This is a genomic window from Aeromonas crassostreae, from assembly GCF_054052445.1.
On record NZ_JBSTYM010000008.1, the window covers coordinates 24,183 to 36,323 of the forward strand.

At 63.5% G+C, this 12,141-nt stretch carries 10 protein-coding genes; 3 read left to right on the forward strand and 7 right to left on the reverse strand.

Features of this window, described 5'->3' with window-relative positions:
* Positions 1-2: 2 nt before the first annotated feature.
* Genes rsmA through lptD form a run of 4 tightly spaced genes read right to left on the reverse strand, consistent with a single transcriptional unit; the run spans position 3 to position 5,537 of the window.
* On the reverse strand, positions 3-815 hold the full coding sequence (gene rsmA, locus ACW5W4_RS08165) for a 16S rRNA (adenine(1518)-N(6)/adenine(1519)-N(6))-dimethyltransferase RsmA (RefSeq protein WP_408794927.1): 813 nt from the start codon (positions 813-815) through the stop codon (positions 3-5).
* On the reverse strand, positions 812-1,798 hold the full coding sequence (pdxA, locus tag ACW5W4_RS08170) for a 4-hydroxythreonine-4-phosphate dehydrogenase PdxA (protein WP_456689115.1): 987 nt from the start codon (positions 1,796-1,798) through the stop codon (positions 812-814). Before pdxA ends, rsmA begins: the two co-directional genes overlap by 4 nt.
* A complete protein-coding gene (gene surA / locus ACW5W4_RS08175; RefSeq protein ID WP_456689035.1) occupies positions 1,798-3,096 on the reverse strand; it encodes a peptidylprolyl isomerase SurA in 1,299 nt (432 codons plus the stop codon). The genes pdxA and surA overlap by 1 nt, the downstream gene beginning before the upstream one ends.
* 29 nt (positions 3,097-3,125) lie before the next feature.
* Entirely contained in the window at positions 3,126-5,537 is a 2,412-nt protein-coding gene (gene lptD, locus ACW5W4_RS08180; protein WP_456689036.1) for an LPS assembly protein LptD, read from the reverse strand.
* Positions 5,538-5,711: 174 nt separating this feature from the next.
* Here lptD and ACW5W4_RS08185 point away from each other — a divergent pair, with 174 nt between their 5' ends.
* Genes ACW5W4_RS08185 through djlA form a run of 3 tightly spaced genes read left to right on the forward strand, consistent with a single transcriptional unit; the run spans position 5,712 to position 8,237 of the window.
* Positions 5,712-6,731 (forward strand): aminoglycoside phosphotransferase family protein, encoded by a 1,020-nt coding sequence (locus ACW5W4_RS08185; RefSeq protein ID WP_456689037.1) that lies wholly within the window; start codon positions 5,712-5,714, stop codon positions 6,729-6,731.
* Positions 6,728-7,396, forward strand: coding sequence for an N-acetylmuramate alpha-1-phosphate uridylyltransferase MurU (gene murU / locus ACW5W4_RS08190; RefSeq protein WP_456689038.1), 669 nt, complete (start codon positions 6,728-6,730; stop codon positions 7,394-7,396). The genes ACW5W4_RS08185 and murU overlap by 4 nt, the downstream gene beginning before the upstream one ends.
* Positions 7,397-7,412: 16 nt before the next feature.
* Entirely contained in the window at positions 7,413-8,237 is an 825-nt protein-coding gene (gene djlA / locus ACW5W4_RS08195; RefSeq protein ID WP_456689039.1) for a co-chaperone DjlA, read from the forward strand.
* 89 nt (positions 8,238-8,326) lie between these two features.
* Here the strand turns inward: djlA and ACW5W4_RS08200 are convergent, their stop codons facing one another.
* The 3 genes from ACW5W4_RS08200 to ettA all read right to left on the reverse strand — a co-directional run bounded on the left by ACW5W4_RS08200 (position 8,327) and on the right by ettA (position 12,061).
* Positions 8,327-9,682 (reverse strand): NCS2 family permease, encoded by a 1,356-nt coding sequence (locus ACW5W4_RS08200; RefSeq protein WP_456689040.1) that lies wholly within the window; start codon positions 9,680-9,682, stop codon positions 8,327-8,329.
* A 272-nt stretch (positions 9,683-9,954) separates the two neighbouring features.
* Entirely contained in the window at positions 9,955-10,296 is a 342-nt protein-coding gene (locus ACW5W4_RS08205; RefSeq protein ID WP_456689041.1) for a hypothetical protein, read from the reverse strand.
* A gap of 97 nt (positions 10,297-10,393) precedes the next feature.
* Positions 10,394-12,061, reverse strand: a complete 1,668-nt coding sequence (ettA, locus tag ACW5W4_RS08210) for an energy-dependent translational throttle protein EttA (protein ID WP_456689042.1) — start codon at positions 12,059-12,061, stop codon at positions 10,394-10,396.
* Positions 12,062-12,141 lie beyond the last annotated feature (80 nt).

Here is a 12,141-nt window from a genome sequence, read left to right on the forward strand (position 1 = left end):
CGTCAGCCCTGTTGCTGATCGGCCAGCCAGTTGGCCACGGTCACGAACTGCTCCAGGGAGAGGTTCTCCGGGCGCAGGTTGCCGTCGATACCAAGCTCGGCCAGCTGGGCTTCGGTGATGAAGTTCGCGAAGCTGTTGCGGATGGTCTTGCGGCGCTGGCCGAAGCCCTCGGTGCAGACCCGGCTCAGGCAGCGAATGTCTTTCGCGACGATTGTCGGGTTCTTGTGGGGCACCAGGCGCACCACGGCGGAATCCACCTTGGGGGCCGGCTTGAAGGCGCCCGGGCCCACTTCCAGCACGGGGATCACCTGGCAGTAGTACTGGGTCATCACGCTCAGGCGGCCATAGGCCTTGCTGCCGGGACCGGCGGCCAGACGCAGCACCACCTCTTTTTGCAGCATGAAGTGCATGTCTTCCACCCGGTCGGCGAAGTCGCACAGGTGGAAGATGAGGGGGGTGGAGATGTTGTAGGGCAGGTTGCCGAAGATGCGCAGCGGCGGTTTGCCTTCCCCCATCAGGGTGCCGAAGTCGAAGCGCATGGCATCGGCCTCGATCACGGTCAGCTTGTCCTTGAGGGTGGGGTGTTCGCGCAGGCGCGCCGCCAGATCCCGGTCCAGCTCGACCACGGTCATCTTGTCCATCTGGGAGGCGACCGGCTCGGTCAGCGCGGCCAGACCAGGCCCTATCTCCACCAGGTTCTGGCCCGGCTGGGGGTTGATGGCGGCCACGATCTGATCGATCACGTAGCTGTCGTGCAAGAAGTTCTGACCGAAACGCTTACGGGCCGTGTGGCCCATGTGCATCTTACTGCTCATATTTTTTTCTCTACCATCAGGATGGCGTGGTTAAGCGCGGTGACCAGGCTGCCCGAGTCTGCCAGGCCCTTGCCTGCCAGATCCAGTGCGGTGCCGTGATCCACCGAGGTGCGGATGAAGGGGAGTCCGAGGGTGATATTGACCGAGCGCCCGAAGCCCTTGTACTTGAGCACGGGCAGCCCCTGGTCGTGGTACATGGTCAGTACCGCGTCCGCATCCTTGAGGTACTTCTCCTGGAACAGGGTATCGGCTGGCAGGGGGCCAACCAGATCGATCCCCTCCTGACGCAGGGCGTCCAGGGCGGGCTCGATCACGTCTATCTCTTCACGGCCCAGATGACCCCCTTCCCCGGCGTGGGGATTGAGGCCGCAGACATAGATCCTGGGGGCCTTGATGCCGAACTTGTCTCTGAGATCGGCATTGAGGATGCGGATCACCTTGCCCAGACGCTCCGCCGTGATGGCGCGGGCGACGCAGGCGAGGGGGATGTGGGTGGTGGCCAGCGCCACCCGCAGGCCGTCGGTGGCCAGCAGCATGACCACATCCGGAACCCCCGCCTGCTGGGCGAAGAATTCGGTGTGGCCGCTGAAGGAGACCCCGGCCTGGTTGATGATGCCCTTGTGCACGGGCCCGGTCACCACGGCGGCAAATTCGCCGCTCATGTTGCCGTCACAGGCCCGCTGCAAGGTGGCCAGCACATAGGCGCCATTGGCCTCGTCGAGCTGGCCGGCCTGCTCGGGGGCGCCGAGGGCGACCGGACACAGGGTCAGGGTGCCGGCCCGCTGGGGGCGGGCTGGCTGGGCGGGATCGTAGGGGATGAGCGCGATCTCCAGCCCGAGGGCCTTGGCCCGGCGCTGCATCAGCTCGGGGGAGGCGATCACCACCAACTGGTGGGGCCAGTCCCGCCGGGCGATATCGAGCACCAGATCCGGCCCTATGCCGGCCGGCTCACCCGGGGTGATGGCAAGACGCTGACAGGGGATCAACTGCCGGCACCTTCGATGCGGATATAGGCTTCGTCACGCAGCTCGTCGAGCCAGGCCTGGGACTCTTCCACGAAGCGACGGTTGTAGATCAGCTGATAGGCGCGCTGCTCCTGGGCCTTGTCGGTGGCATCCTGGCTGCGTCTATCCTCCAGCTGCACCAGGTGCCAGCCGTGGCTGGTCCGGAAGGGCTCGCTGTACTGGCCGGGCTGCAGGCGATTGACCATGTCGCGGAACTCAGGCACATAGACGTTGGGATCGGACCAGCCCAGCTCCCCTCCCTGCACCGCAGAGCCGGGATCTTCGGAGTGCTTCTCCGCCAGGGCGGCGAAGTCGGCCTTGCCGCTCTTGATGTCGTGGAGGAAGCCGTCCAGCATGCCCTTGGCCTTCTCCTCACTCAGGATGATGGAGGGCTTGATCAGGATGTGACGAGCCTTCACTTCGGTCTGCACCACCTGCTGCATGCCCTTGGTATCGAACACCTTGACGATGTGCAGACCGGCGCCGGAGCGCAGCGGGCCGACGATGTCCCCCTTCTTGGCACCCTGCACCGCTTCGGCCATCAGGGTGGGCATGCCTTGCGGGCTCATCCAGCCCCAGTCACCCCCTTCCAGGGCCTTGGGACCGTTGCTCTCGGCGATGGCCAGCTCACGGAAGTCGGCGCCGCCACGCAGCCGGGTCAGCAGGCTCTCTATCCTGGCCTTGGCGGCATTGAGCTGCTCGGCGCTCGGGTTGTCCGGCAGGGCGATCTGGATGTGACCGACGTGGTACTCCTGCTGCTGCTGGCCCTGGGCCTGCAACGCCTGCACCACCTGCTTGACCTCCTGATCCGAGATGTTGATGCGGCGGCGGATCTGGTTGCGGCGCACCTCGTTCATCAGGATCTCGCGGCGTATCTCTTCCCGGTACTGGGCATAGCTCATGCCTTCGCGCTCAAGCTGGGCCCGCAGCTGCGCCAGGCTCATCTTGTTGTCGGCGGCGATGCTCTGGATGGCCTGCTCGAGCTGGGTGTCGCTGATCTTGAGGCCCTGTCTGTCCGCCAGCTGCAATTGCAGGCTCTCCTGGATCAGGCGATCCAGCGCCTGTCTGCGCAGGGTGACGTCATCGGGCAGCGCCTGGCCGCTCTCCTTGGCCGAGAACTTGATCTTGTTGACCAGGGCATCCTGCTGGCTGGCGAGTACTACATCCTTGTTGACCACGGCCAGCACCTTGTCGATGAGCTCGGGGGAGGCAAACGCGCTCTGGCTCATGACTCCGAACAGACCTGCGGTCAGCAGGGAAATCCACGTCTTCTTCATATCCATCTCTCAAGGCGTTTTGCGATGACTCACTGGTCCCGCAGGTTAAACGGACGAATGTAAGGCAGGGCATCGGTATCCAGGCTGGTGCCCTTGGCACCGGTCCCCACACTGCCCAATCCTTTCATCTCAAACTGGATGCCGAAACTACGCTCCGAGGTGGGCTGGTAGGTGACGTTATCCGGGCTGTTGACCCATTCCAGGTTGAAGTTGATGCTCCAGCAGCAGGAGTCATATTTGATCCCCACCTTGCGGTCAACATTCACGTTCTGATCCAGGTCGTAGTAGTAGCCGCCATAGAGGTGCCACCGGTCGTTGAGGGGAGTGCCGAGCAACATGCCGACCTGGTTGATGTCGGCGCTCTCGCCACTGCGGGAGAGATCGTAGTTGGCATCGCGCACGAAACGGTAGTTGAGCTGGCTCAACAGCTTCTCGTGGCGATACTCCAGGGCGCTGTTGGCGGAGCTGAACTCGCTGTTATCCACATCATACTGGGCGCCGACGTGGGCGAACCACTGCTCGCTTATCTTGGCATCCCCCTCGAACGACAGGGGAGAGCGGGTGTTGGTGCTCGCCTCGTCGCTGGGATAGAGGGTGACTCTGGGGGCGACGAAGTCGAATGCCTGGGCCAGGGCCAGGCGCAGACGCTCGTCACCGACGCCATCATAGACCCGGCTGGTGACCCCGACGGAGACACGGTTGGAGTCGCTGATCCTATCCAGCCCGGCGAAGCGGCGGTCGCTGAACAGGCTGTAGTAGTCCTGGCGCATGCTGGTGGAGTCGTAGATGCCTATGTTGTCCTGATCCTTGTAGGGGACATAGAGGTACTGGAACTCGGGCTCCAGGGTCTGGTTGGCGCGCTCGCCGAACCAGTCCTGATGGCGATCGAAGGTGAGACCACCCTTGAGCCGGAACGAGGGCAGCACCCGGGTGACGCTGTCGTCGAGGTTGGTCAGCTCCTTGCTGCGGTAGTAGCTGGTGAGCTTGCTGGTATCCGGGACATCCTGGTTGTACTGGGTGTACATCAGCTTGTACTGGCTGTCTAAGTAGTAACCGTCCGCATCGCTGAGCGGCACCGTCAGGGTCGGCGCGCTGTAGAGCCGGGTGCCGGTATAGGCTTCCCCTATGGTGGACTGGTCGTTGTCATAGCCAAAATTGGTCAGCTCTGTGTTCCAGGCCAGATCGTACCAGCTGCCCTGATGGTAATAGTTGTGGTTGATGCGCGGCAGCATGGAGTGGGGCTGCTGGGCACCGGCCAGCAGGATCTGGTAGGTGCGCGCCTCCGTGGTCAGGTTCCAGTTCTGCTGGTAGTAACCCGCCTTGAGGGATTGCTGCAACTGGTTGTCGACCTGGGTGCCGACCGGCGGCGAGAAGTCGTTGAAGTAGTTGTAATCCTTGTCCCGCACCTTGGTGTAGTCGAGGGAGACCACCATGGCGTTGTCGAGGAAGCGGGAGCTGTGGCGGGCATTGAGCAGATAGCGGTGACCGTCGGCCAGATAGTCGTTGAGGGTCGCCGTGTCATCATACTGCTTGTCGTCGGCCAGGTTCTCGAAATAGAGGCTGCCACTGTGGGCCGGGTCCGGCATGTAGCGGAACTCGACCTGCTCCATCAGGCCGCGCCTGTCCATGAAGCGGGAGCTGATGGTGGCGTCGTAGTTGGGGGCTATGTTCCAGTAGAAGGGCTGGTTGATGTCCATGCCGTTCTTGGAGCTCTGCTCATAGCTGGGGTAGAGCAGACCCGTCTTGCGCTCGTCCTTGATGGGGAAGTTGATATAGGGGAAGTAGAACACCGGATAGTCATAGAGCCAGAGGCTGGCGTTCCAGGCTTCGCCGAATACCTCGTTCTGGTCGATGTCGATGCTGCCCGCCTTCAGGATCCAGGCCTCCTGGCCCGGCGGGCAGGTGGTGTACTGGGCCCCTTCCAGGGTGATGTTCTGGTTGTTGTTGGTCATGATGACCCGATCGGCGGAGCCGCGCACCGCAGAGCCATGAACCTGATACCTGCCCTCTTCGAGCTCTGAATCCTTGGTATCCAGGTTGGACTTGAGGGTCTTGTCGCTGGTGACCGTGATCTGGCCATCGTTGTAGTAGATGTTGCCGATGGCGATCACATCCCGGCTCTTCTGGTCGAGCTGGGCATAATCGGAGTCAAACTTGCGCACGCCCTGACGCACCTTGACGTCACCCTCATAGACGGCGGTGCCGCCCTGCTTGGCTTCGAGCCGGTCGGCGTCCACTTCCACCGGCAGGGCATTGGCATCCTGATTGGCGGGGGCTTTCTCTATCTTGGGAACATAGTCATAGCAGAGCCCGTCCAGCAGACCCGTGGCGGCGGGCACGCTCATTGGCGCAGCCTGGAGATATGCCGGGCTCAACAGCGCCGGAGCAAGGCCAATGGTCAGGGCGATGGGACAGGCACGCCCCAGTGTCCATTTTGTCATGTAGAAGACTCGCGCAATCCGTATCGAAACGGCTGATTCAAGAGCATGCATAATACGCCAGGACTCATCGAGTTGACATTGCATCTCATTGCTTTATGTTAGCCGGCAATGATAAAGCATTATTGCGGCCAGGGCTAACAGCCAAGCGCTGCTTTCCACCTTGGTCCTTCACCCATGCCAGATCGTTTTGACTCCCTGCTCCAGTTCGCTCGCCATCATACGGGCGACCACACCCTGACCCTGTCTCTCATTTCCGGCGACGCCAGTTTCCGCCGCTACTATCGGGGCGGCGGCCTCGTCTGGGTGGATGCCAATCCACAAACAGAGAAAAATCAAGAGTTTGTCCGCAATGCGGCCGCCCTGCAGGCCAGCGGCCTGCTGGCCCCCGAGGTGCGGGCGGTGGATTATGCCCTCGGGCTGCTGGCGGTGACGGATCTGGGCGACACCCAGCTCATCGGCTGCCTGAACGAGACCAGCGTGCTGGCCTGGTATCAGAAAGCCATCGCCCTGCTGCCGCGCCTCGGTGGTGTGGCCCTGGCGCTGGAGCCCTTCGATGCCGCCTTCATGGCTCGGGAGAACGCCATCTTCCCCGAGTGGCTGCTGGGTCAGCACCTGAATCTGACTCTGGACGAGGGCGAGTTGCGGCTGCTCGATGACACCTTCGCCTGCCTCACCGAGAACAACCTGGCCCAGCCCCAGGGGGTGATGCACCGGGATTTCCACAGCCGCAACCTGATGGTGTGTGGCGGCGATACCCCGGACGAGAGCGAGCTGGCCATCATAGATTTTCAGGACATGGTCATCGGGCCGCTGAGCTATGACCTGGTCTCCCTGCTCAAAGATTGTTACGTGCGCTGGCCAGACCAGGTGATGGAGCAGGGCATGCGCCACGGCTTCGATACCCTGAGCCGGGCCAATCTGCTGGCCGGGCTCGATTATGCCAGTTTCCGTCGTCATGCGGACCTGACCGGCATGCAGCGCCACCTCAAGGCGGCGGGGCTCTTCACCCGCCTCTGGCACAGGGATGGCAAATCCGGCTACCTCAAGGACATTCCCCGCACCCTGGGTTATGTGGTGGATGTGTGCCGCCTCCATGGCGAAGCCCACCCCGTGCTGGAAGCATTTGGCGACTGGCTGGTGCGCCGGGTGCTGCCCGGCTTTGCGCCACGGCATCAAGAGGGCGCCGACGCATGAAGGCGATGATCCTGGCCGCCGGCCGTGGCGAGCGGATGCGTCCCCTCACCGACTCCCTGCCCAAACCGCTCTTGGCGGTGGGGGGCAAACCCCTCATCGTCCATCATATCGAGAAGCTCAAGGCGGCCGGGGTAAGCGAGCTGGTCATCAACCATGCCTGGCTCGGCGACAAGCTGGTGGCGGCCCTCGGCGATGGCCGCCAGTTCGGGGTGCAGATAGCCTGGTCGGCGGAGGAGAGTGCCCTGGAGACGGCGGGGGGCATAGTGCAGGCCCTGCCCCTGCTCGGCGATGCCCCGTTTCTGGTGATCAACGGCGATACCTGGCTGGATACCGATTATGGCGCTCTGGTGAACCAGCCGCTGGGGGCGGATCTCGCTCACCTCTGGCTGGTGCCCAATCCGCCCCAGCACCCCCACGGGGACTTCTCCCTCGCCGCAGACCGGGTGCAAGACAGGCCTGGCCTGACCTTCAGCGGCGTCGGCCTCTATCGGCCCGAGGCCTTTGCCTCCCTCGCCCAGGGCAGCCGCAAGCTGGCGCCCCTGCTGCGGGACTGGATGGCCCAGGGGCGGGTCGGCGGTACCCGCCTGGTCGGGGAGTGGCGTGATATCGGTACTGTGGCGCGGTTGCGCGCCCTGGATGACGAGCTGGCAGGCTCCACTAATTGAGATGAGGTCTTGAGTCATGCGTATTTGGGGCAAGGTGCTTGGCGCCTTCTTCGGTTTTCTGCTCGGCAATGTCTTCGGGTTGCTGATCGGCCTCTGGCTCGGTCACCGATTTGACCGCGGGATCGGCATCCAGGGGGCGTTTCGCCGTACCCCGAGCGCCGAGCAGCAGGCCATCTTCTTCCACGCTACCTTCGCCGTCATGGGCCACATCGCCAAGGCGGGGGGCCAGGTCACCGAGCAGGAGATCCGGGTCGCCTCCAACCTGATGGACAGGATGCGGCTCTCCCCCGAGCAGCGCAGCAGCGCCCAGCGCTCGTTTCGCGAGGGCAAGGAGGCGGATTTCCCCCTGCGCCAGACCCTGGCCGGGTTTCGCAGTGCCAGTCAGGGGCAGCGCGACATACTGCGCTTCTTCCTGGAGGTGCAACTGCAGGCGGCCTTCGCCGATGGTCAGGTAGAGGCGGCCGAGCGGGCCATCCTGCAGACCATCGCCGAGGAGCTGGGCTTTAGCCAGATAGAGCTGGCGCGGATCCTGGCCATGGCCGAGGCGCAGATGAACTTCTTTCGCCACGGCGGCGGCCAGTACCAGGGGGGACGTCAGTCGGCGGGGCAGCAGCCACCGAGCCGTGACCGGCTCAAGGATGCCTACCAGCTGCTGGGGGTGAGCGAGGAGGCGGCAGATGCCGAGGTCAAGAAGGCCTATCGCAAGGAGATGAGCAAGCATCACCCGGACAAGCTGGCCGCCAAGGGGCTGCCCCCCGAGATGATGGAGATGGCCAAGGAGAAGGCCCAGGAGATCCAGCAGGCCTGGGAGTGGATCCGCGAGGCCCGCGGCATCCGTTGATGCCGTCAGGTGCCAGCCAACAAAAATGCCCGTCGATGACGGGCATTTTTGTTTTCAGCGCTTGGCCGTTGGTCGGCGTTTTCTGCAGATCAGTGGGCGTCGACCCAGACGAACTTGAGCACGAACAGCAGGGCCACCACCAGCACGCAGGGGTTGATCTCGCGCCAGCGGCCTGTGCCCGCCTTCATCACGCAGTAGGAGATGAAGCCCACGGCGATCCCCTCGGTGATGGAGAAGCTGAACGGCATCATCACCGCGGTCATGAAGGCCGGCACCGCCTCGGTGAGATCTTCCCACTTGACCCGGGTCAGCTCGGAGCACATCAGCACGCCCACGTAGATGAGGGCGCCTGCCGCGGCGTAGGCCGGCACCATGGCGGCGACCGGGGAGAAGAAGATAGCCAGCAGGAACAGCACGCCGACCACGATGGCGGTGAGGCCGGTGCGACCGCCGACGGCGACCCCTGAGCTGCTCTCGATGTACGCCGTGACCGATGAGGTGCCCATAAAGGCGCCGCCGACCGAGCTCACGCTGTCCACCACCAGGGCCTGTTTCATGCGCGGGAAGCGGCCCTGCTCATCGGCCAGCTTGGCGCGGGTGGTGACCCCGATAAGGGTGCCGGACGAGTCAAACAGGTTGACCAGCATGAAGGAGAAGATGATCCCGGCCAGACCGATGTCGAGCGACCCCATCAGATCCAGCTGGCCGAAAACCGGTGCTATGCTCGGCGGCAGGGAGACGAAGCCCTTGAAGGTGACATCGCCAAACAGCCAGCCCAGGGCCGTGGTCACCACGATGGCGATCAGCACGGCGGAGTGGACGCCGCGGGCGGAGAAGATGCAGATGAGGAAGAAGCCCAGCAGCCCCAGCAGGCAGGGCAGGGAGGTGAGGTTGCCCACGGTCACCATGGTGGCCGGGCTCGCCACCACTATGCCGGCGTTGTGCAGGCCGAGCAGGGCGATGAGCAGACCTATGCCGGCGGTGATGCCGACCCTCAGGGTGAGGGGGATGTTGGCGATCAGCCAGTAGCGCACCCGCAGCAGGGTGAGGATCAGCAGACCCAGGGCGCCCCAGAAGATGGTGCCCATGCCCACCTGCCAGGAGTAGCCCATGCCCGCCACCACCACGAAGGCGAAGAAGGCATTGAGCCCCATGGCGGGGGCCAGGGCGATGGGCAGGTTCGCCAGCAACCCCATGAGAATGCTGCCGATGCCGGCGATGAGGCAGGTGGTGACGAACACCGCCTGGGTGTCCATGCCCGCATTGGAGAGGATCTGCGGGTTGACGAACACGATATAGACCATGGTCAGGAAGGTGGTGACCCCGGCGATGAGCTCGGTGCGGGCATTGGTGCCATGGCCTTTCAGGGCAAACATGCGCTCGAGCAATCCTTGCCCGGCGGCCGGACTGGCTGCCTGCTCTGTGGCGTTGTGTGGTTGATTCATGTTGGATTCCATAGGTGACGTGAAATAAGCAGCAGGTGAACAGTCAACTCCATCCATGGGGGCTGAGTTGTCCTGTTTCTGGCGACTGAGCGACCAGACGCGTCCTGATACCGTGACAGCGCGCACATTTTTACACAGGCCGCGACGTTTACAAACCCCGGTTCTGCGAGGCGGATCAATGAATAGAGTAAAAGTTCAAACGTTTGCCGAGCCGGGGTGAAAAAGGGTGTCGATGGGCGCTTGTTCTTGGGGCTTAGCGCCGGGCGTCGGGATCAGAGGGCTCTGCTTCCCCGGGCCTTGAGGTAGCGATCCACCAGTTCGGCCAGTCGCTCGTCCGCCTGTTCGCGCAGTGGTGCCAGGGCCAGCCCCAGCCGTTGCAGGCAGCGTTCGGCCTGGGCGTCGGTCAGGGCCTGCTCCTGCAGCAGGAAGCTCAGTTCGGGCAAGCGTTTGTCGTGGCGCGGGATCAGCTGCCAGCAGAGCCCCTGGGGGGCGCTGGCGGCAAACAGCCGGGTCGCGGCGGCGCAGAAGGTCGCTATGTGCAGCTTGCCGTCCGGGCCGAGGCAACCGGGCTCGATCCGCATCAGCAGGGTGAGTCGGGCAGGGTGTGGGGTCATGGTGTGGATCCGGACCTGGGTCAGCGCTCAGTATGGCAGCCGACAATGGGGCATGGGGGATACGCGCAGGGGGAGCCAAGGCTCCCCCTGCGGCGCATCACTTGGTGATGCGTTTGTACTTGGCCCGGTGCGGCTGAACCGCATCGGCGCCATAGGTCTTCTTCTTCCACTCTTCGTATTCGGTGAAGTTGCCCTCGAAGAAGGCAATCTTGCCCTCGTCCTGGTAGTCCAGGATGTGGGTGGCGATACGGTCGAGGAACCAGCGGTCGTGGGAGATGACCATGGCGCAACCCGGGAACTCCAGCAGGGCGTTCTCGAGGGCGCGCAGGGTTTCGATGTCCAGATCGTTGGTCGGTTCATCGAGCAGTAAGACGTTTCCGCCGGTCTGCAGCAGCTTGGCCAGGTGCAGACGACCCCGCTCACCACCGGACAGCTCGCCGACGCGTTTTTGCTGATCGGCGCCCTTGAAGTTGAAGCGGCCGATATAGGCGCGGCTCGGGAACTCGTGGTTGCCGATGCGCAGGATATCCTGACCGTCGGCCACTTCCTGGAACACCGTCTTCTTGTCGTCCATGGTGTCGCGGAACTGATCCACCGACGCCAGCACCACGGTGTCACCCAGGGTGATGGTGCCGGAGTCCGGTTGCTCCTGGCCCGACATCATGCGGAACAGGGTGGATTTACCGGCGCCGTTCGGACCAATGATGCCGACGATGGCCCCCTTGGGGATGGCGAAGGAGAGATCGTCGATCAGCTGCCTGTCACCATAGGACTTGCAGAGGTTTGCCACCTCCAGCACCTTGTCGCCGAGGCGGGGTCCGGGCGGGATGAACAGCTCGTTGGTCTCGTTGCGCTTCTGGTAGTCGCTGGTGTTGAGCTCCTCGAAGCGGGCCATACGGGCCTTGGACTTGGCCTGACGGCCCTTGGGATTCTGGCGAACCCACTCCAGCTCCTTCTCGATGGACTTCTTGCGTGCCGCTTCCGAGCTCGCTTCCTGGGCCAGACGGGCATCTTTCTGCTCCAGCCAGGAGGAGTAGTTGCCTTCCCAGGGGATGCCTTCGCCGCGGTCCAGCTCCAGGATCCAGCCCGCCACGTTGTCGAGGAAGTAGCGGTCGTGGGTGATGGCCACCACTGTGCCCTCGTAGTCGTGCAGGAAGCGCTCCAGCCAGGCCACGGATTCCGCATCCAGGTGGTTGGTCGGTTCGTCCAGCAGCAGCATGTCCGGCTTTTCCAGCAGCAGACGGCACAGCGCCACACGGCGGCGCTCACCCCCGGAGAGGTGCTTGATCTGGGCTTCCCAGGCCGGCAGGCGCAGGGCATCGGCCGCGCGCTCCAACTGGTTCTCCAGGTTGTGGCCACCCTGGGATTCAATGATGGCCTCCAGCTCGCCCTGTTCCCGGGCCAGCTTGTCGAAATCCGCATCCGGATCGGCGTAGGCGGCATAGACCTCGTCCAGGCGCGCCATGGCGCGCTTGACCTCGCCGACCGCCTCTTCCACCGCCTCGCGCACCGTCTGCTCCGGATCCAGCTTGGGCTCCTGGGGCAGGTAGCCTATCTTGATGCCGGGCTGCGGACGGGCTTCCCCTTCGATCTCGGTATCCAGCCCCGCCATGATGCGCAGCAGGGTGGATTTACCGGCGCCATTCAGACCCAGCACGCCTATCTTGGCGCCCGGGAAGAAGGAGAGGGAGATGTTCTTGAGAATATGACGCTTGGGCGGCACGACCTTGCCGACCCGGTTCATGGTGTAAATAAATTGAGCCATTGGCTAATTCTCTTTCCTTTTCATCAGGTTAACTGGTTTTTGTCAACGAACTGATGCCGTGGTGGGGCCAGCTGACGACT

Excerpts from the sequence above, each read along its gene's own strand:
- rsmA (WP_408794927.1), bottom strand. The coding sequence starts at position 815 with ATGAGCAGTAAGATGCACATGGGCCACACGGCCCGTAAGCGTTTCGGT.
- surA (WP_456689035.1), bottom strand. The coding sequence starts at position 3,096 with ATGAAGAAGACGTGGATTTCCCTGCTGACCGCAGGTCTGTTCGGAGTC.
- lptD (WP_456689036.1), bottom strand. The coding sequence starts at position 5,537 with ATGACAAAATGGACACTGGGGCGTGCCTGTCCCATCGCCCTGACCATT.
- ACW5W4_RS08185 (WP_456689037.1), top strand. The coding sequence starts at position 5,712 with ATGCCAGATCGTTTTGACTCCCTGCTCCAGTTCGCTCGCCATCATACG.
- murU (WP_456689038.1), top strand. The coding sequence starts at position 6,728 with ATGAAGGCGATGATCCTGGCCGCCGGCCGTGGCGAGCGGATGCGTCCC.
- djlA (WP_456689039.1), top strand. The coding sequence starts at position 7,413 with ATGCGTATTTGGGGCAAGGTGCTTGGCGCCTTCTTCGGTTTTCTGCTC.
- ACW5W4_RS08200 (WP_456689040.1), bottom strand. The coding sequence starts at position 9,682 with ATGAATCAACCACACAACGCCACAGAGCAGGCAGCCAGTCCGGCCGCC.
- ACW5W4_RS08205 (WP_456689041.1), bottom strand. The coding sequence starts at position 10,296 with ATGACCCCACACCCTGCCCGACTCACCCTGCTGATGCGGATCGAGCCC.
- ettA (WP_456689042.1), bottom strand. The coding sequence starts at position 12,061 with ATGGCTCAATTTATTTACACCATGAACCGGGTCGGCAAGGTCGTGCCG.